This window comes from Nostoc sp., from assembly GCF_036917155.1.
Classification (GTDB): Bacteria; Cyanobacteriota; Cyanobacteriia; order Cyanobacteriales; family Nostocaceae; genus Nostoc.
Window position 1 is genome coordinate 61,405 of record NZ_JBALDZ010000096.1, and the last position, 20,180, is coordinate 81,584.

Genomic DNA, 20,180 nt, shown 5'->3' on the forward strand with positions numbered 1-20,180 from the left:
ATTTTGTCAAGGTGTAATTAAAAAACTTAGATCCGTTCACCCAGATTGTTAGCTCCATTTTTCTCCTGTTTGAGCTAAGGCACATTGGCAGAAAGGCGAAATTATCACCTTTGCACTAGCCAATCAACAATCTGGGCATTGACAACATCTGGAACCTCATCGTGGGGACAATGACCGGCATTGGGAATGGGAACAATTTTAATTTCTTTGCCATTCTCACGCGCCTTTTCGTAAATCTTTGCCCCGGTAATTGGTGTCCAGGGATCGTCAGCACCCCAAATTACTAGCAAAGGACGTTCTACTTTGGGCAAAAGTTCCTCTGGACTGGGGCCAGGAGGGGCTGTGAGAATGGAGGCGAAGACTTGTTGCGCTCCTGGGTCACAAGAGGGAGTATAAAGTAAATCAACTAATTCATCAGTGACGGCTTGACGATCGCAGTAAACTTGGTAGAGGGTACGACGAATTTGGGCTTTTTGGCGGATACGGTTATAGACAAATTTACCTGTAATTGGCGATCGCACAAACCGATTAAAAGCTGCCATCACCATCCGTAGCGGTGGTTTCAATTCGTGGGGACGATGACTCAACCCACCCGCAGAGTTAATTAAAATACCACCAGCAGCAATTTCTGGATGTTCTACCAGTACAATCAAGCTCAAAAGTGCGCCGATGGAGTTGCCAATAAATACAGCAGGTTCGTGTATGTGTGCTGTGCAAAAATCTTTTAGCAGTTCCACCCAAACTTCTAGACTGTAATCAATGGGTGCTTTATCAGAACCGCCAAAACCTAAAAGGTCTATGGCAAACACCTGGTAGCCAGCATCAGCTAAAACTGGGATATTTTTGCGCCAGTGTCCAATGGAAGCACCAAAGCCGTGAACCAGTACCAGAGGGCGTCCTGTGCCCATGACAGTATACTGAATTTTGTAACCCTGCCAAGTCCAAATGAATTTTTCAAAGGCGTCTTGAGTTGCAAGCTGCTGTGTCGTTACAGTCATTATGAAGATTAATAAAGTGTTTCTTTAATATAGTAATGTTTTGTTACCGAAACAGTTCTGAGTGCTGTTAGCGTTAGTGGGGCGTTTAGCCCGTAACGAGTGCTGAGTAAAAAAAGCAATAATCACACTGCTAACTGCTAATTGCTAATTGCTAACTCCTAACTCATGAGATGTTAGTTCCATCTACCCCAAGGGATTAATAAGTCGAGGGATACCAAATAGCCCTGTGACTTTTTAGACGAATGGTAGTGTGGGATGAAATACATAATTCAAAGTAATTTTGCTCAAATAGGCAAATTTGTTCTTGCTGCAACCTCTGTAGCAATATTTTCGCCAATATCTTCTGCCTATGCAGCTTTAGGGTTCTCTACCACCGTCGCCCAAATAACAGATAATTCCACAGAACAACAACTTTTAGCCCATAAAGAAGTAGAAACAAGGAATCGCCCCACTATCCAACGGCAAACTGTGACGACAGTAAGCCGTAACGTTTCGGTAAAAGCGAAAAAAAGCTAACACGATTGATAATGAAGAGAGGCGTTATCTTCACAAAACTTATGTTTTTAACTTGGTTAGACAGCAACTCTTGGCTGCTGGAAATTGGCGGTAAACGAATATTAATTGACCCTTGGCTGGTTGGTTCGTTAATTTTCAGTAATTTGGATTGGTTATTTAAAGGTTCGCGATCGCAAAATCGCCCAATCCCAGATAATATTGATTTGATCTTGCTGTCTCAGGGTTTAGAAGACCATGCTCACCCACCAACCCTTAAGCTACTCGACCACAGCATCAAAGTTGTAGCTTCTCCCAATGCAGCCAAGATAGTACAGCAGTTAGGTTACACCCAAGTTACAGTATTGGCTCATGGTGAAACTTTCACTTTAAATAATCAACTTGAAATCAAGGCTTTCCCCGGCTCTCCCATTGGACCGACTCTGGTAGAAAATAGTTATCTCCTTAAAGATTTTGAGAGTGGTCTGACTGTATACTACGAACCTCACGGGTATCATTCTCCACAACTTCAGCAAGCTGCACCTATCGATGTAGTAATTACACCGTTTGTTGACATGACGCTACCTTTGCTTGGGCCGATTATAAAAGGACAAAATAGTGCCTTAGAAGTAGTAAAATCATTACAGCCTCAAGTAATAATACCGACAGCCGCAGGTGGGGATGTGGACTTTGAAGGATGGCTGATGAAATTCATTCAAACTAAAGGAAATGCTAAGGAATTTCGCTCGTCACTTGAGAAAAACAATCTGGCGACGCAAGTACTTGAGCCGAAACCAGGCGATCGCTTTGAACTACCATTAGAAAAACGAGCATTAGCAATCTAAGTTAGTCTTGCACCGGGCGATTACAAATCGCGGCTATACAAACTAAGTCCACCTCCGTGGACTAAGAGAAAATCAAGGGTTTTGCCTGTGTAGCCGCGACTTCTAGTCGCCAGGGCTAATTTTGTTCCATAGCTGAATTATCTTGCATATACACTTCTCTAATCGGAAAAGGAATTTGAATTCCTGCTTGCTGATAGCGTTTGTGTAATTTTTTGACAAATAGATGCTTGCCAATTCGCTGATCAAAGTATTCACTGACCCGCATATAAAGCGTAAAATCTATACTAAAATCATTAAAAGTATGAAATCTGATATATGGTTCACTTTCTTTTAATTCCGGTGCAATTTTTTGCATGACTTCAATGGCCACTTCACTACCCAAAATCCTAAAGTTTTTAAACGCAAAGGAACGCAAAGTAAACGCAAAGGTACGCAGAGTATTGCCAAATTTAATTCATAGCGAATAGGAATAAAATAAACTTTGCGCTCCTCTGTGCTTACTCTGCGCCCCTTTGCGTTTAAATTTAAACCCTATTTTGTCGGCAAAGGAACTACTGGATGAACAACGGTAAACTCAGAATCTACGAACTAGCAAAAGAGTTAAATTTGGATAGTAAGAAACTATTATTAATTTGCGATAAGCTCAACATACTAGTCAAAGGTCATACCAGCGCCATTTCAGAATCCGATGCAGAACGTATACGTTCAGTAGCAAATAAACTAACAGCAAAATCCTCAAAAACTAAAACCAACTCTGAAGATTGGAGCTATATGTTTATAGCTTCAGCAATTGATAGCTTTATCCGCCATCTTGAAGGTGAAACCGCCCTGAAATCATATCCCGAATTTCGGGAGCGGCGCGATCGCGCCAATGAGTTAATGTATGAATGTGTCGGTAAAAAGCCTTCTCTATTTTATGTACGTCGCAAAGGCGCGGGGAAAGAGGCAAGAGAGGAAATTTGGGATTTGACAATAGCAACAGATTCCGATGATTTTCCATTACCCGCAAGACTTGAGAAGCTCAGAAAAACATTAGGATTTAGAGCGGCTGTACCAAAAGATGGGCGCGGTGGTATAAAAATACTTTCGGCTCAATTATTACAACCCTCACGGGGACACGCCGACAGCTATGCTATACCTTGTCGCTTGCGTTTGCTGCCTAATCATCAGCATCATTTCGACATTCCGCCGACAACATTGAAACGCATTGCAGCTGCACCAGTTTGTGGCGATCATGTACCCACAGAAGATCAGCTTAAAGCTTGGAAAGCGTTTTTGCAAATTGAAGAAAAAATCGCGAAAGCGCGTCAGTTCTGCGTGCGTTATGTAAGCCATAACTATAACTTCAAAAGACGAATCAGTTTTGAAATTGATGTAGCTTCAGCGACCCTTGACGGCTTTTATCAAAATTCCCTCGACGTGGACAATTTTTGGGAACGAGCAAGACGTACAAAAAACGAAGATTTGAAGCTTTTTGAAACTGCTCCCGTCGGCAAAAATTGGATTAGCGGTCGTCAATTAGGTACTGTTGAGGAAGTTGACCCCAACCGTTGTATTATCAGTCTCAGACTAGAACGCGACTTAGCTGAATTTATGGCAACAGAGCGTTATAAGTTGCCAGATACAGGATTTTTATGTTTTGAGGCAGTTGGTGATATTCAGCAGATTCAGCGTAAGAAAAAAGCTTTAGATGATTTGAATAATGGTTACACCCAAAATCCGTATTTAGGTAACTTTTTATTTGATGCTTCTCAGGCTAGACAAATTAAAACAACCGTTGAACTTCAACCACAAGATTTATTGTTATCTTCTGCTAATCCTGGTCAGAAAGCAGCAGTAGAAAAGGTACTTGCTGCCAAGGATCTTGTTCTCATTCAAGGGCCACCGGGTACTGGTAAAACTACCGTAATTGCTGAGATTTGCTATCAAATTGCCCTTCGTGGTGGACGTACTTTAATTGCTTCTCAAGCCAATTTAGCAGTAGATAATGCCCTAAGTCGATTAGTTCATAACCCTGTAATTCGGGCTGTACGCAAGGGGAGAGCCGAGAAAGTTGGGGAAGAAGGACAGCCATTTTTAGAAGACCAAGTGATTGGTAGATGGCTAGAAAATACGGCTTATGACTGCGAAAACAATATTACGCAACGACTCACAAATATCCAAACTTTCAATCAATTACTGGCATCATCACAAAGATTCACGGCTTACTTACAAGCAGAAGAAGAATTTAATCAGCAACAAAATAAATTTCATAAAAATAAGATAAAACTAGAGGTTAACTTTAGAAATCAAGAAAAATTTTATAACGAAACTGTAGAAAAGCAGAATGAGGTTGAATCACTAATCTCAAGACTGGAGAATATACTAAATACTGTACCAAGTATCAATTGGGAAGCTTCAGAAGTTACAGATTTTTTGCCGCTTCTTAAGCCCTACACAGAAGGTAACAATTTAGTAGAAGAATTCTTAGCAAATGTTCGTCAGACCATCAAATATACTGATGAACTTGGCTTTGTGCGTCCGATGCTTGGTGCTTTTGGTTTAGCGGCTTGGTTACGTGAAACAGTAGCCACAGAAATTTTTAAATTTAAAACTGCTTTGACTTATGCTCAAAATGCAGGTAAAGCCATATCAGAGGTTGCAGTTTCAGTTCAGATTGTCAAACAAAATTTCGCATCGTTAAATCAGCTACAACCAGATTATCAGCAATATCTTAATAAGCTGCAAAACCTACAGCAAACAATCCAGATATGGGAAAACCGTAAACGGGAAATTGATTATATTATCTCAGCAGTTAAGGAATGGAAATCTACAGCGCCTTCTCATCTGTATCAAACTTTAAAAGATTGTCACCAATCAGGTTTACCACTAACAGATAATTTAGTGGATTTGCCGCTAGGTTTGTTGATGTTTGCTAATACATTAAAATTGCCAATAGTACCAAAGATATACAAAATTAACCTACCAGAATGGGAAGTGTTAGCAAAAGCGATCGCTTATGAAATAGACGGAGGTTTTACTGACAGGAAAGGTAAACAGCATAATTTTAGTTATTTTTTACAACAAAATTTTAGTCAGATTCCAATGGTGCTATCAAAGAGCGATCGCACCCAATGGCAAGAAACCTATCAACAGTTTAATAATTATCAGCTACTCAACCCCAAACAGCGAAAATTATTAGTTGAAAATACTCAAGTTTTTTTAATTAGAATTCAAAAAACTTATGGTACATCGTGGGAATGGAATAACATTGACTCTACTCTCACCCGAATTACCCAAGAATTGCTAGATGTCATCCTTGCAAATGCGCGTCAATGCGTTTTAAAAGTCAAAACTGAAACCGATCAACAGCTTCAGCATCTACAACGACTATTAAATGAACTTCAGAAAAATGAAGTTAGCCAACAGCAAATATCTATTACTCAAGCTGAGGTAGAAAAATCACAGCAAGATGCTAATTTGCAACTTGGACGAGTAATAAATATCTTGCAAGAACTTAGTCAACAAAATATACCTGCTCAATTACGCATTCTCGTTGAAAAATATCTCGCAACACAATCAAATATTTGGGAGCAACCACAAGAATTTTCAAATCAAGTGAATTATTGGGAAACTTCTATTATTCAGCTTGAAACCTTAATTTCATCGTTAGAACCTTTTGCTGTGCTGGAGATGATTAGAAATTCTCTACATGAGCATTTATCAAAGTTACAAGAAGAAAATAAAGCCTCTTTACAGCAGCTTCAAAAATTACAAGTTGGACTACGTGAAATAGAACAAAAATTACAACCACAACCATCAGAAGATTTAATAATAGAAAGAAATTGGTGGTTAACTGAATGGCAAAGAATACCGGATAAATTTAAGCCCGAAAGTTATGCTGCTGACTTGTTTAATATAGAGTTATTACGCAGTGTCAATATTAAGTTTGAATTTTGGCAAGAGCAACTCCATAAAGACGAAAGTTATCTCAATAAATATCAGAATTTCGTACAAGATTGGATTAGGAAATTAAGACAGCCAAATGAGCGCACTCACGACGATTTAAGGCGTATATATCTAGACAATGCTAACGTCGTCGGTATTACCTGTGTGCAAGCTGCAAATAGAGGTTTTTCTGAAGAATTCAAATCCTTTGATGTCGTCATTATTGATGAAGTTAGCAAGTGTACTCCACCAGAGTTACTAATCCCCGCATTGAAAGGCAAAAAATTAGTCATGGTAGGTGATCATCGGCAATTACCCCCCATGCTTGATACTAGCACTTTAGAAGAAGTTGCCCAAACAATTGGCAATACAAGAGACGAACTCCAATTCTTAGAAGAATCACTGTTTAAAAGTCAGTTTGAATCTGCTGATGAAAGCATCAAACAAATGCTAACTACACAGTATCGAATGCACCCATTTATTATGGGAGCAATCAATCAGTTTTATGACGGTAAATTAGAATCTGGTATTTTGGAGCCAGATACAAAACGCGCACATCATCTAGCAGGCGAAATCGTCCAAGAATCTCAGCATCTTATCTGGGTAAAAACGCCTATCGAAAATCAGTTTTTAGAGCAACGAAACGGAACTTCTTACTTTAATACTCCAGAAATCGATGCGATTGAATGTCTGTGTCAACAGTTCGAGAATACCTGGGCTTCTAAAGTTACTAATGGTGAACCAAAAAAAGAAATCGCCGTAATTACATTTTATGGCGCTCAATTAAGAAAAATTGATGAACGTCTGCAATCTGAACTTTTCCCTTCATTAGAAATTCGTACAGGGACAGTAGACAGATTTCAAGGGATGGAAAGACCTGTTGTTATTGTGAGTATGGTTCGCAACAATAGTAAAGGAGATGTAGGATTTGCGAAGAAACCAGAACGGGTAAATGTTGCATTTTCTCGCGCCCAAGAACTCTTGATAATTGTAGGTTGTCATAATTTATTTACCCATCAAGCAGGTAAAGTTGGAAGTATGTATTCCGAAGTGTCAAATATCGTCAGTATACATGAAGGTTTCGTTGATGTTTCTCGCCTCTTCAGTTAAACCTATTGATCACAAGCTCAAGAATTTTCTAGAAGAAATTGAGGTGAACTACTAGGGAAGTAAAGCTTTGCATAAGTTCGTAACTTTTTTAAACGCAGAGGAGCGCAAAGTTTATTTTAGTCCTATTCGCTATGAATTAATGAAATGTTGTACTAAGTTAGCCTGTGTAAGTAGATACTCTCTATTTTATGTACTATCTATTACATTTATACTGATGAGATGCAGTCCCTCGTCTGGCGTTACTTCTTACTAAGATTCAATTTTCTGTTACCCTTACCAGCAATTCCATTTCCCCTTTAACCAAGAAATATTTAGATCCGATCTTTTCTGGAAAAGAGATTGTGGCATGTGTAGTAACAAAGCACATATCACTTGATGCTTAATTTAGCTCAAGGGGGTCTAATGATTGATCGCTTTGTAAATCTAATTTTTATCGATTCTTTCGCCCTAGCAATTAACCTAACGTTTGGTAAATTGCTTCACACTAAAATCTGCAACTATTCATGGGATGGAATGGTAAGTGATGAGCTTTCAACATCAGAAAGTGGCGTTAGTTCTTCGGCATCCTTGGAGGAAGATATAAACACTCATATTTCATAAAGCTTGCTTTATGATGGAGCCGCGCCAGGTGAAACCTCTAGCGATCGCCTAGATACAATTAATGGCTTCAGTGGCTCTGGTGGCGACAAGATTCAGATATCTGCCGTAGGCTTTGCTGGCGGATTGGTTGCAGGCACTTTAAGCACAGACCGTTTTCGTTCCGGTGCAGGCATTACGACAGCAAACACGACAACTCAGAGGTTCATTTACAATACGACAAATGGAGCTTTATTCTTTGATGCCGATGGCAGCTTAGGTGGATCTGCACCATTACAGATTGCCACCTTGTCCGGCAATCCTGCCCTGAGCAACACCAATATTGCGGTTATCTAAACGCCAACTGTGTCCGTAATCTTCAAGTAGCCATTACCAAGTGAAATTTAAGTTTTGAGTCACTGTGTAGTATTGACAGTACAGACCTATTTGATTATTGAAAATTAAAAAGCTTAGATTCCCGACATCTTTAAAATGTCGGGAAATTTATTTTTGCTGGGCAATAGTACTCTAGAATTGCTGATGGTGATCCAAAAAAGAAATCGCCGTGATTACTTTTTTTGCACTCATACCATTTCTTTGTGAGGCTGCGCCAAATGTTCTTTCTTTCTTTGCGTCCAACTCTTACGAGACGCTGCGCGAAGGCGGTTCGTTCCTCATGTAGTTTGGCGCATCTTCATACAGAATTAGTATCAACTCAGAAAAATTGATGAACGCCTGCAATCTGAATTTTTTCATTGGCACAGTAGACCGATTTCAAGGTATGGAAAGACCCGTTGTAATTGTGAGTATGGTTCGCAATAATAGAGGAGACGTAGGATTTGCCAAAAAAACAGAACGGGTTAACGTTGCTTTTTCTCGCGCTCAAGAATTACTAGTAATTGTAGGTTGTCATTCGCTATTCACTCAGCAGCGTGGACAAATTGGGAATATGTACTCCGAAGTTTCAAATATCGTGCGTCTACATGGAGGTTTCGTTGATGTTTCTCGCCTCTTCTGCTAAACCTATTGATGGCAATCTCAAAAATTTTGTAGACGAAATAGAAGCCCAAAGTCCTAGTTTATCAGTTTTAGCTGCGCGTGAATTCCGTTATAGTTTGCGTCAAACTCCTATAGAAGTAAATATCAAGGAACCCCGCCAGTTTAACGTACTTGAAGAATTTATTATCCGCGCTGCTATTGAATTTCAGCCTCCGCCAACCGAGGATGAATTAGCCTCTGTACTTGGACTGGATTCTGTATTTATCAAAACCACTACTGCAACTCTTCGATCATTGCAAACTTTCTCGGCAACATCGCCACTAACAGTTACTCCTGAAGGGCGTTCATTTTATGAAAAAGGTTCTGTACCACAGCCGCCATATCCTATACAAATTAATGCTATTACAGACCCTTTAAGCGACAAAATAACTTTTCAATCTGAATCCTTAAATGAGACAGTGATAAAATTGCCTGACTTAGCAGACTTTATCACTATTGATCGTACAATTGCTGATATTGCTTCCTTACCGCTTGAGGAAATCCAAAAAAGTATTCAAGCTTCAGGTTTAAGCCTTCATGTACCAGAAGAGGGAAAAATCGTCACTTCCTGTAAGGTACTAGCTTCAACTCAAAAAATTTGGAGAAAGATATCGCTTTTCGTTATATTTGATGCTCTGGAAGATAAATTGAGGATTCAAATAAGAAATGGAAAGCAAATTTTAGAGTCAGCATCAAATTGGTTAGAAGTTCTACATAATGAAGGCAAAATATCCTTACAAGCATTATGTAAATTGTCAACTGAAACCATCGATTTTGAACGTGAAGCCATCCTCAAGCAGAAAAATACTGAAATAGAAGCTAGACTCGAAAAGATTCGCCAAAAGGTCTTAAAAGCTGGCGGTAAAGTAGATAATTCTAAAGTGTTGGGTGAAGCCGTACAGGTACGCGATGGACAAATTGCTCAAGCTTTTCTAGAAGTTTTGAATTCGGCTAAAATTCAGGTTTTAATTTATTCGCCGTGGGTGAATCAGGCGGTTGTCAATGAAGAATTTTTAACTCTGTTGCAGAAATTAGCTAATCGTGGAGTTTGGATTTTAATTGGACATGGAATTGCGCGACAACAAGAAAATGAAGATAAATCAATTTCACCAGAAATAGAGAAAAAACTTCGAGCGATCAAAACACCTGATGGTTTACCATCTGTGCAGGTTTTTTGGTTGGGAGATTCCCATGTCAAAGAAGTAATAGTTGATCGGAAAATACATCTTTGTGGCTCTCATAACTGGCTATCTTATCGCGGCGATTACCTACCAAGAGGCGAGTCAGTTTATAAAGTTACAATTCCCCATCAAGTCCAGGAAGCTTATGAATTTCTGGCTAATCGCTTCCAAAATCATGCTCAAATTTTATGGCGAAATGCTCTAGAAAATCGTGATTCTAAACTAGCTATAGAGTCTTTGTGCATTTGGGGTGCGCTAGGTATGGAAGATATTGCACTCAAAGAGATGCAGCAAAATAATTGGCTAGAACTTCTGCCTGTGTGGTTAAATATAACACTTCAGGGGCTAAAGTCTAAGAATATACAATCTGATTCGGAAATTTTTAAAACGGCACTTTCGTTGCTAAATCAGGTTTCTATTGAAGAGGCTTTTATTGAGTTATTGCAACAAGGATGGCGTAAAGTTATCGGCGCGATCACAAGTCACAATCATCAAACTGCTTTAAACTTATTTAATGATGAAGTATGGGTGCAGTTTTTACGTCTCAATATTGTTCAAGAGAGTGATTCACCTGCTAGTTTTATATCCGAAAATACATAACTCAACTACGTGTAAAGTAGCCAAGTTGTGCAAGTATTTGTCAAAAAAGCATCTATGCTATCTCTACGAACATTTCTCAAACTCTTAATAATTTCTTAAAAGGGAACAGGGAACGGGCAACAGGCAACAGGGAAATCCCCATAATTAAAATCAGGGGATTTGTACAAGGACACATTGAAACATCGTGGCTGACGCCATCTCGTTTCAAATATTTTTATCTCTTTTCATAAATAAATTTAGGGGCTTTAAACCCTGTATTCGGGGCTAATTTTTTTTCTGTTCCCTGTTAAGAGTTCCCTGTTCCCGCCCCGAAGGGGCTTGGTAAATTTAAGATAGCATAAATATACTATTATCAGCATCATATCTGCTGCCTTATGTAATATTACCACGCTAATGGTACGCAGGCAAAATGAATATATCTTGAGATATAGATATTTCTTTTTTCAACAAGTAGCATGAGGTGTCTAATAAAAACTCATAGAAGGATGTGTGTTTGCTTGACCCCAACTGTCTGAAAAACTGATTTTTCTAAAATCATATATATGTCTATTTGTACAGCGTAAAAATCATGATTTAAGATATTTTTCATACTTAAGTAATAACAATTTTACCGAAGGTAGACCAAAAATCTGTCATTCCTATTTCCCGTGAGTTCGCAATTAAATGATTCTTAACCTTTGATTAACTAAAAAATAGATCCAGATATACGTCTAATTCGATACAATTTATAGGCAGAGAGAGCCGAGGAGAACAAAGTGGTCTTATTAAAAGGCTTTGAGATTGAGATGTATACTGGCACGCCTCAAGGTGAAATCGTCGGTCTCTCCGACAAAATTGTTGCAGCTCTGGGTGAATTTATGCGGGAGCCAGATAGCCGCAACGTCGAATACATAACCCAACCATCTCATAATTACGAGAATTTATTGTGTGCGTTGCTGCGTCCCCGACGAGTGTTGCGAAACTACCTCAATCGCTTGGGCGATTACACCCTGATACCGGGGAGTACTTTATCTTTGGGTGGGAGCGATCGCTTTCTCCGCTCCGATCCAGCAAACCCCTATCATGACTACATCGAGAACACCTACGGCACGAAGGTAGTCACCGCTAGCGTCCACATAAATATAGGCATCAGCGATCCAGAAGTATTAATGCGGGCGTGTCGAGTGATCCGCATGGAAGCACCTCTATTTCTCGCCCTCAGCGCCTCATCTCCCTTCCTGGATGGCAAAACTACAGGCTATCACTCCACCCGTTGGGGCCTCTTTCCCCAAACGCCTAGCCATGTGCCGTTATTTGCCAGCCATGCCGATCATATCCAGTGGGTGGAAAATCAACTCGTTGCCGGAACTATGCAAAACGTGCGGCATTTGTGGGCATCAGTTCGACCAAATGGCGATCGCCGTCCATACAACTTGAATCGCCTAGAACTGCGAATTTGCGATTTAGTCACAGATCCCATTGCCTTGCTGGCGATTACTGCCTTATTAGAAGCGCGTTTATTGCAAATAATCGAAAATCCCAGCATCGATCCTTTAACTCAAAGTACCTTCTCTCCTGAAGAACTCGTCACTCTGACTGCTGAGAACGAAGCGGCGGCGGCGGCTGGTAGTCTCGATGCTCATTTGAGGCATTGGCAAGATGGCAGAAGCATTGTAGCGAGAGATTGGATTGCTCAAATGTACCAAGATGTTTGGGCGATCGCTAAACAACAAGGCTTTAGCTGTTTCCTTTCCCCTCTGCACAAAATCCTCCGCGAAGGCAATGAAGCTCAACAGTGGTTGCAATTACACACAGTCGGTTTTGACAGTCAACGCGTCATCACCCAGGCTATTATTGCCACCCAACAGCGCGAAATCGAACTCGAAAACAAATTGTGTTCGTCCTTGCTTGCTTAACTCAAAAAGTATTGGGAATGGGGCATGGGGCATTGGGCATTGGGCATTGGTTATTAATTATTCTCCCCTGCTCCCTCATCTCCCTCATCTCCCCTCTTCAAACAAAAAGACACAAGCACTTAGTTTTTCTACACAAAACTTAATATTTCTCGATTTTAGCTAAATACCCTCTCAGGCATTGCTCTGGGAGGGTTTACGCTTCGTTTTAAAAATCTAATCGATGGAGGATACTTGATTATTATTAACAAAACCTATGAATCACCTCTACCTTTTGGTAGATTTAACATTGACAGTAGATTGTTTTATACAATACGCAAATCATACGGACAATGCCCCAGGTAGTTTTAGTTAACCCACAAATCCCTCCTAATACAGGTAATATTGCCCGTACTTGTGCAGCTACAGGTACAGAGTTACATTTGGTGGGGCCTTTGGGGTTTGAAATTAGCGATCGCTACCTCAAAAGAGCAGGCTTAGATTACTGGCCTTATGTCAAACTGCACTATCACGAATCGCTAGAAGCCTTTAAAAACGTACATCAGGAGCGTGGAGGCAGATGGTTAGGTTATACGGTTGGTGGCAATTGTAATTATGTAAGCTTTCAATTTCAAGCTGATGATTGGCTGCTGTTTGGCAGTGAAACCACGGGCTTACCACCAGCAATTCTGTCAGATTGCGATGCTACTCTCTATATTCCCATGAGCCAACCTGGGGTTCGCAGCTTGAATCTGTCAGTAAGTGTGGCAATTGGCTTATTTGAAACCCGTCGTCAGTTAGGCTATTTACAATAGTTGTTTACCTTGATGCTCATCAGTGTATTTACTTAGAACCTGTCCAAGAATCTATTAGGCGATTTATTTGTGGCGGCAAAAATTTTCTTGGTGACAGCAACAATATGTAAAACAATATACCGAAAATTGGATTTATCCCCGAAATGTAGTGGAAGATACTTACAAGTAGGGGAAGGTTATTATAAGAAATTTGTATATAAAACTTGGGATATTGCCAAATTTGAATGATAGATTTTGATGAATTTGAAACATCTTAAACAGGGGACAAAATCGCTAGAACCTACTCATTTCCTACATTTGAGCTATTATTGCTCAATAAGGTACAGAAAACAGCCCAAAACTAGCCGATAGTTAATACGGTTGTTTTTTAGGGAATAATCAACGTAAAGTCTCGTGTTGAGAAGACGGATGGCGTAGAAATATCTTGAAGATATCTACAGCAGGGGGCATGACTTTTCCAGAAGTCGCCGCAACTGAATTCTCCGCAGCGACTATGGACTTGGCAAATGGTGTGTCCAGTCCCCGCGATTGACGCAAGACAAACGCGGACAATGGTAAAGAGTAAAATGTCCTAAGTGGTGTTAGGAGTGGTTCGGACAAGTAAACACAGCAAATCTTAAGTTTTGCTAATACATGTAAACTTGTCTAAATCAGAGAAGCAGGTTAATCTTGCGTAAGCATCTCTGGTGAATGTGATCTTGATCTATCATTCGTTGTGATCTAAATCATTGACTAGTATCCAACTGAAAAATCGAGATCAGTTAAGCGCTAGTGATCATAGGAGGTCGTCTTTGAAACGAGCATTAAAAAAGAGAGTAAAAGCTGTGTTGAACAATAACCCCAACAGCGATGATGCCCCGGTAGAACTGCTAAATGTGATGAATCCAAAAGTTAACCGCCGGGTGCGGACAAAAGCCGCCATGATTGGCTTGGCAATCTCTATGGGAGCAACCAGCCTTTTGGTGACTCGACAAAGCGATCAAGCCCAAGCAGCGGTGCCAGTAGGCAGCCAAAAGGCAACCTCAGCGATTCCTGCTGTTCCTGACACTGAGGTGAAATTCGCCTCCACAAAGCTGGAGTCCCAAGCAGTCTCATCAGCGAGCGTGCCGGAAAATCCTGTGATCGTGGAACCAACGGCAGTTTCACAAGTGCCCGGGCTTGAAGCTAAATGGCAAGTCGCGGCAAGTGGAATGTCTTTGCAAGTTCCGGCATCAAACACGTTTTCTCAAGCAACAGCAGTTTATAAAAATTCCACCTACCTGAAGCCCCAAGTGGCACAGGGATTGAACAATACCTTAGCCGAGACTAGTTTCCCAACAGTCAATAATCTGTCTGACTATCGTGCTGATGATGTTAGTGGTACAAATGCACCACTAACTCCCCAGCCCCAAACAGTGGCAACGTCAACCGAGGCCAACAGTGAAATAAATGCACAACTTAAGGCGCAACAAGAGTTTGCACTAAATCGCTTACAAGAAAAATCGAACCGTTTAAGAAAGAGTCTGGCACAGTTGCAGTCTGGGGAAACCAAAAATTTATCGCAAGCTGATATAGAGTTGGCACAGCCGACAACTGTGGTTGAAAATACTGAATTAGCCCAGTCGAAAACTTCTGACGATACCAGCCAAGCGAACCTGATATCGAAGTTAAAACAGAAGACACAGACAAGTGCATTTGTACCAGTATTGGCTACACCAACAGTTATTGCCTCTGCGATCCATACAGCCTACGAAGTTAAGCCTGGAGATACACTAGCAGCGATCGCCAGCAGACACAATACTTCAGTATCAGAACTAGTTAAGGCAAATAACCTCAATAATCCAAATGAACTGCAAATTAGTCAGAAACTAGTTATTCCTGCTGTTCAAGCTGAAACAACTGTAGCGAATAAGCCGGCTTTTGTAGAGTCCAGTCAAACTCCAAAAGCAGCCAGCTACCCTTTGAATATTGGTAGTGCCAACTCATATCTACCTAGTTCACCATCACCAACTATTGCCGACAACACTCGCATAGCCGTCCCTATACCGGTAACTGTTCAGGTTCAGGCAAATAGTGCGACCGACTTAGAAACAGCTCCCCCCACAGCTAGGTCTTATGGCGTCGGTGGTGACACTCCAGTGCCAACAGCTTTTGCCGAAATGCAACAGCCGAAAACACCAGCAAATAGGGTAGCAAGGGCAAACAATAACAATAATGACCGTTTGCGGGGCTTACAAGCGGAAATTCAGAGGTTACAGCAGAAATATCGCGCTCAACAGTCTGGGAACTTAGTTGTGCCAGAAGTAGCAACCGAAGCTAATAATGCTGCGATGCTTACTCCTATTGCTACACCTAATAATTTCGCTGTACCCAACTCTGTATCTCAACCAAATAGTGTAGCGATACCAATTCCAGTTCCTACACCTATTAGATCCAACTATAGCGTTCAGCCAATTAAGCCCCAATTCCGTACTAGTGTACGCCCTAGCGAACCAGTAAACCCAGAGTTCCTGCCTAATCTAGGGTCTGCTAGTCAATGGACTCCCTCTCGCACTCAATCTGCCACAAGGGTTGCAACGCCTTCGGGAAGAGTCAATGCCTCTGACTCCTTAGGGAAGATGCGGGGAACAACAGTTTCTCCCCAGACAATGCCGCCTTTGGCAGCTGTGGATCAATATCTGCCCAGACCCATTGACGAACTTACCCCTCCTCCATCTACTTCGACCTTGGCTTATATTTGGCCAACGAAGGGCACTCTCACTTCTGGCTTTGGTATGCGCTGGGGAAGACCACACAAGGGAATTGATATTGCTAACTCCACTGGCACCCCAGTTGTTGCTTCTGCTGACGGTACGATAGAAAAAGCTGGCTGGAACAATGGTGGCTACGGCAACCTCGTCGAAATCCACCATCCTGATGGCAGTTCGACCCGCTATGCTCATAACAGCAAGATTCTAGTGCAACCGGGTCAGCAGGTACATCAAGGAGAAATAATTGCTTTAATGGGTACTACTGGTCACAGCACTGGTACACACTGCCACTTTGAAGTCCATCCACCAGGTAAGGGCGCTGTTAACCCAATAGCTTTCCTACCGCAACGCCTGTAATTCTTGGCTGTCTGTAACTAAATTATTGCCTTATTAGTCGAGGGAGTTTACCTCCCTCTTTTACTTTTTGTGTCTTCAACAGGGATGAATGTTCTAACAAAATTGTAAAAGTGTCTAGTCTTGAGAAAATTTGTATGCTATAATAATAGGTAATTTGGAAAAACATGGCTCAGTAGCTCAGTTGGTTAGAGCACGGGACTCATAAGCCTGGGGTCGTTGGTTCAACTCCGACCTGAGCCACTTTAAAAAACGATAATATAAGGGTTTCAGATTCAAGTAATCAATTTACTAGGGATCTGAACTTGTGTATGAGGCTCTTTTGACAGTTAGGGTGCTGAATGTGGGATATAACTGCTTCCCGTTACGAGTCGTGATGCGTAAAGCCCCCGCGCTTCTCCCAAGGGGAGACGCTGCGCGAACAGCCGGGGGATATAAGCGAACGGCTGAATTTATTCAGCCATGATGAGGGTCATTGATATACTCTAAAACTTTCTGAGTGCTAACTTTTCCTGTGGTGTCAAACATATATGAATGTGTCCACAAGCTAGGTAGCCTCATTAATTCTGGGAACTCTTGTCTTAAATATCTTGATGAGCGACCTTTGAAAGCCTTGACCACCTGAGCGATTGAATGATGCGGCTCATATTCTACTAATAAATGTACATGATCTGGTGCTTAAGCGCACCCCATTGGGTGAATTATTTCTGGTCGTTATAGTTGATAGTAGCGATCAACCAGAAATCAAATTCACGACTAGTAAGATAGCGGGGTTTGATTTTGGCTTAAAGACATTCCTAACCTGCTCAGACGGTTCTAAAATTGAGTCTCCCCATTTCTTCAAGCAATCACTCAATGGCATAAAGATTGCAAATCGGCATCACTCTCAAAAGTTATTTGGCTCATCTAACCGGGAACGAGCGAGGAAGCATCTAGTCCGCGCACATGAAAACATCGCTAACCGCAGGAGTGATTGGTTCTGGAAATTAGCGCATGACTTGACCAAATTGTTTGATGTCGTGTGTTTTGAGACGCTAAACCTCAAAGGCATGAAGCGTTTATGGGGAAGGAAGATTAGTGATTTAGCACTCCGGGACTTCTTGGATATCTTAGAATGGGTAGCGCATAAAAAAGCTAAGCAGGTGGTCTATATTGACCAGTGGTATCCTTCTAGCAAAACTTGTTCTAACTGTGGGCACGTTTTAGAAAGTTTGGATTTGTCGCTCAGAGAGTGGCGCTGTCCATTATGTCAGTCAGTAAATGGACGTGATGAAAACGCCGCTAAAAACATTCAAAGTCGGGGCATCGACTGTTAGGTTAGGTGATGTAAGTCGGGCTACGTCTGCAATCGCTGTTTGAGCCTAGAATCCCCCGAATTTAGCAAAGCGCATTCGGGGGAGTATGTCAAGAGAAGGACTATAATTGGTCGAGTTGCTTGAGACGGTAGCCTATACCGTGAACTGTTTCAATAAAATCTTCAAAAGCTCCGGCTGCTTTGAGCTTTTGACGCAGGCTTCTAAGATGAACCTTCACAGCATGTTCTTCTGGAGGAGACTCTAGTGACCAAATATGTTCAATAATCACGCTGCGACTAAGGACACGACGACCATTTCGCAGTAATAACTCTAAAATTCCGTACTCTTTTGGGGTTAAATGCAGCATATTTTTTCCATAGCTCACTTCATAAGTGCTGGGGTTGAGGTGCAGATTGCCCCATTCCAAAATCGGCGGTGATGAAGCATTACCCCGACGAAGCAAGGCGCGAATTCGGGCAAATAGTTCTTGTAAATCCACTGGTTTAACGACATAATCATCGGCTCCAGCATCGAGTCCAGTGATTTTATCGCTAACGGTGTCACGAGCAGTGAGCATAAGAACAGGCATACTATAGCTGTGCGATCGCAACCGATGACATAAACTAATTCCATCGAGTTCTGGCAACATCACATCCAGCAGCAGCAAATCATAATCCAGCATTTTGGCTTGATTCCATCCTGCCTCACCGTCCGTTACCACATCAACCATATAACGCTGGTCTGTGAGGGCTTCTGCTAAAGTTTCGGCAAGGCGTACATCATCTTCAACTAAAAGAATTCGCATAAATTTTTTTAACGATACTTAGTTATATTTCAAACAATCTGCAAATTCTCTTTGAGAAAATATTGCAAAAAGTAACAATTTCTCGATTTTGTTGCTTCTTTCCGATTTCTTTACCATTTCCTGAGTGATTTCCTTACTTTTGATATGTAGTTTTATATTCTATATGGGTTTCTAATAACCTCCTTAAGATGTTGCAAGAAAAATGGACTTTGGATTAAGTTCACGTTTAGGTATCAGCCTGTTTAAAGAGACTGACTCAAGTTTTGGAAAAGGCAAAATAAGCAATTAAGTGTTTGTTTTTCTGTCAACCTTGAACGCCTCTGCATAAGGTAAAAATTTGCTTATCCAAGAAGTTCATTCATTGAAAAATCTATGTAACCGTTGCATTCATATCAAGTTACTTGAAGCAAAACAATGTTGCCGCCACAAGCGCATAAGAAGCTCCAATGTTGGATAAGAAGTCGTCATTTAATCTGTTCAGGTCATTTTTTTATATTTGAGACTATAGATTATTCTTGCGTTGAGAGATTTACTGAGTGTATAGCTGCTCTAGGAGGAACATTAATTTCTGTTGAGCCAGTTGACAAAATTTGGATGGGCGACCATCGGCAGGTTTTTCTTTATCGTGTCAAAGCCAGTTTGTTTACACCTTGTCATCAATTAAGGCAATACTGGTTTAAGTATGGCAGTTTTTACACTAGATTTGATAAAAGTTGTTAATTATTTTGGTTCTTCAGTACTTGTTATGCCAAATTAACAGTCTGTAAGAGGGAACAGAGGAAAGAGGCAATATTAAAAAATCATGTCAGAAATTGAAGAATTCAGAAGCCAGAATTCAGGAGTCAGAATGCAATCAGTGGGGGATTCAGACCCCCACTGATTGAAGACCACCAAATTGAGAATTTGGTGGGGGTCTTAAACCCGTTTATTCATCCGCCAGTCGTACAGAATTCATTCTGAATTCTGACTCCTGACTCCTGAATTCTGTTCGATAAGCATAATTCCCTTGTATAGCAAGACTTCTGAGATTTTTAACTGGAACTTCAGCATAAAAGGTACTGAAGAACCAAGAAGATTCAGCGTGGGTGGAGTGATGGCTAAACTTTCTCATACTTGTGAAACTGCAATTGCTATGACTTTTTTAGTGATGAAAAGCCCTAATTATGAATTTGAATAGTAAAAAGCCTGAAATGATTGCCAGATAATCATTTTAGGCTTTTTATTTGTCAAATAATCTGAGTCTTGTAGAAAAAGGTAAAAACCATGAAAGAGCCAAAAGATCATTTAGGAAGAGTAGCTGTATTGAAAGAGATTGTAAGTCATCATGATGAATTAGAGGACAAATTCAGAGAAATATGAACTTCAAGTAAACACTAATTACTAATTATAGAAATTAAACAAAAAGCCTCTCTAATTTTATTAGAGAGGCTTTTTGTTTGAGTTATAGTCCCTGGCATCGAGCTATTTTTGCGTAGGGCTACCCCTAAACTATCGTGGCCGCAGCAGCGTTTCACCTCTGAGTTCGGGAAGGGTTCAGTGTGGTT

At 40.9% G+C, this 20,180-nt stretch carries 10 protein-coding genes, 1 tRNA gene, 1 rRNA gene and 4 pseudogenes; 11 read left to right on the forward strand and 5 right to left on the reverse strand.

Going from position 1 to position 20,180, the window contains the following annotated elements; genetic code table 11:
• Positions 1-104: 104 nt before the first annotated feature.
• Positions 105-998 carry an alpha/beta fold hydrolase gene (locus V7K67_RS14385; protein ID WP_334732414.1) on the reverse strand — a complete coding sequence of 298 codons (894 nt, stop codon included), beginning with the start codon at positions 996-998 and terminating at the stop codon, positions 105-107.
• 255 nt (positions 999-1,253) lie between these two features.
• Here V7K67_RS14385 and V7K67_RS14390 point away from each other — a divergent pair, with 255 nt between their 5' ends.
• Together V7K67_RS14390 and V7K67_RS14395 are read left to right on the forward strand one after the other, a co-directional pair.
• Entirely contained in the window at positions 1,254-1,514 is a 261-nt protein-coding gene (locus V7K67_RS14390; protein ID WP_334732413.1) for a hypothetical protein, read from the forward strand.
• A gap of 41 nt (positions 1,515-1,555) precedes the next feature.
• On the forward strand, positions 1,556-2,335 hold the full coding sequence (locus V7K67_RS14395; protein ID WP_334732412.1) for an MBL fold metallo-hydrolase: 780 nt from the start codon (positions 1,556-1,558) through the stop codon (positions 2,333-2,335).
• A 115-nt stretch (positions 2,336-2,450) separates the two neighbouring features.
• Here the strand turns inward: V7K67_RS14395 and V7K67_RS14400 are convergent.
• Positions 2,451-2,708, reverse strand: a pseudogene (locus V7K67_RS14400) (mechanosensitive ion channel family protein); the annotation flags it as partial.
• Positions 2,709-2,893: 185 nt separating this feature from the next.
• Here V7K67_RS14400 and V7K67_RS14405 point away from each other — a divergent pair.
• The 8 genes and pseudogenes from V7K67_RS14405 to V7K67_RS14440 all read left to right on the forward strand — a co-directional run bounded on the left by V7K67_RS14405 (position 2,894) and on the right by V7K67_RS14440 (position 16,779).
• Positions 2,894-7,372, forward strand: coding sequence for a translation initiation factor IF-2 N-terminal domain-containing protein (locus tag V7K67_RS14405; protein WP_335167068.1), 4,479 nt, complete (start codon positions 2,894-2,896; stop codon positions 7,370-7,372).
• A 603-nt stretch (positions 7,373-7,975) separates the two neighbouring features.
• Positions 7,976-8,305: a hypothetical protein gene (locus tag V7K67_RS14410; RefSeq protein WP_335167070.1), complete on the forward strand. Its 330-nt coding sequence runs from the start codon at positions 7,976-7,978 to the stop codon at positions 8,303-8,305.
• A gap of 354 nt (positions 8,306-8,659) precedes the next feature.
• Positions 8,660-8,969, forward strand: a pseudogene (locus tag V7K67_RS14415) (AAA domain-containing protein); the annotation flags it as partial.
• Positions 8,947-10,767 (forward strand): hypothetical protein, encoded by a 1,821-nt coding sequence (locus tag V7K67_RS14420; RefSeq protein WP_335167072.1) that lies wholly within the window; start codon positions 8,947-8,949, stop codon positions 10,765-10,767. The pseudogene V7K67_RS14415 and the gene V7K67_RS14420, both read left to right, overlap by 23 nt.
• A gap of 755 nt (positions 10,768-11,522) precedes the next feature.
• On the forward strand, positions 11,523-12,662 hold the full coding sequence (gene gshA, locus V7K67_RS14425) for a glutamate--cysteine ligase (RefSeq protein WP_334732407.1): 1,140 nt from the start codon (positions 11,523-11,525) through the stop codon (positions 12,660-12,662).
• A 329-nt stretch (positions 12,663-12,991) separates the two neighbouring features.
• Positions 12,992-13,453 (forward strand): tRNA (cytidine(34)-2'-O)-methyltransferase, encoded by a 462-nt coding sequence (locus V7K67_RS14430; RefSeq protein ID WP_334732406.1) that lies wholly within the window; start codon positions 12,992-12,994, stop codon positions 13,451-13,453.
• 791 nt (positions 13,454-14,244) lie between these two features.
• The gene (locus V7K67_RS14435) at positions 14,245-16,539 is read left to right on the forward strand and encodes a peptidoglycan DD-metalloendopeptidase family protein (RefSeq protein ID WP_335167076.1); all 2,295 of its coding nucleotides are present in this window, start codon (positions 14,245-14,247) and stop codon (positions 16,537-16,539) included.
• Positions 16,540-16,705: 166 nt separating this feature from the next.
• Positions 16,706-16,779, forward strand: a tRNA-Met gene (locus tag V7K67_RS14440).
• Positions 16,780-16,992: 213 nt separating this feature from the next.
• On the opposite strand, the pseudogene tnpA reads toward V7K67_RS14440, so the two are convergent.
• A pseudogene (gene tnpA, locus V7K67_RS14445) lies at positions 16,993-17,214 on the reverse strand (IS200/IS605 family transposase); the annotation flags it as partial.
• On the opposite strand from tnpA, the pseudogene V7K67_RS14450 reads away from it, so the two are divergent.
• Positions 17,199-17,895 (forward strand): annotated as a pseudogene (locus V7K67_RS14450) (RNA-guided endonuclease InsQ/TnpB family protein); the annotation flags it as partial. The pseudogenes tnpA and V7K67_RS14450 overlap by 16 nt on opposite strands.
• 57 nt (positions 17,896-17,952) lie before the next feature.
• Here the strand turns inward: V7K67_RS14450 and V7K67_RS14455 are convergent.
• Both V7K67_RS14455 and rrf read right to left on the reverse strand, forming a co-directional pair.
• Complete coding sequence (locus V7K67_RS14455) at positions 17,953-18,636, reverse strand: response regulator transcription factor (RefSeq protein WP_334707100.1); 684 nt, start codon at positions 18,634-18,636, stop codon at positions 17,953-17,955.
• A gap of 1,448 nt (positions 18,637-20,084) precedes the next feature.
• Positions 20,085-20,180: ribosomal RNA gene (gene rrf, locus V7K67_RS34400) — 5S ribosomal RNA — on the reverse strand; the annotation flags it as partial.

What these genes read in the sequence shown, in the direction of transcription:
- V7K67_RS14385 (WP_334732414.1), bottom strand. Translation starts at nt 998, where the DNA reads ATGACTGTAACGACACAGCAGCTTGCAACTCAAGACGCCTTTGAAAAA.
- V7K67_RS14390 (WP_334732413.1), top strand. Translation starts at nt 1,254, where the DNA reads ATGAAATACATAATTCAAAGTAATTTTGCTCAAATAGGCAAATTTGTT.
- V7K67_RS14395 (WP_334732412.1), top strand. Translation starts at nt 1,556, where the DNA reads ATGTTTTTAACTTGGTTAGACAGCAACTCTTGGCTGCTGGAAATTGGC.
- V7K67_RS14405 (WP_335167068.1), top strand. Translation starts at nt 2,894, where the DNA reads ATGAACAACGGTAAACTCAGAATCTACGAACTAGCAAAAGAGTTAAAT.
- V7K67_RS14420 (WP_335167072.1), top strand. Translation starts at nt 8,947, where the DNA reads ATGTTTCTCGCCTCTTCTGCTAAACCTATTGATGGCAATCTCAAAAAT.
- V7K67_RS14430 (WP_334732406.1), top strand. Translation starts at nt 12,992, where the DNA reads ATGCCCCAGGTAGTTTTAGTTAACCCACAAATCCCTCCTAATACAGGT.
- V7K67_RS14455 (WP_334707100.1), bottom strand. Translation starts at nt 18,636, where the DNA reads ATGCGAATTCTTTTAGTTGAAGATGATGTACGCCTTGCCGAAACTTTA.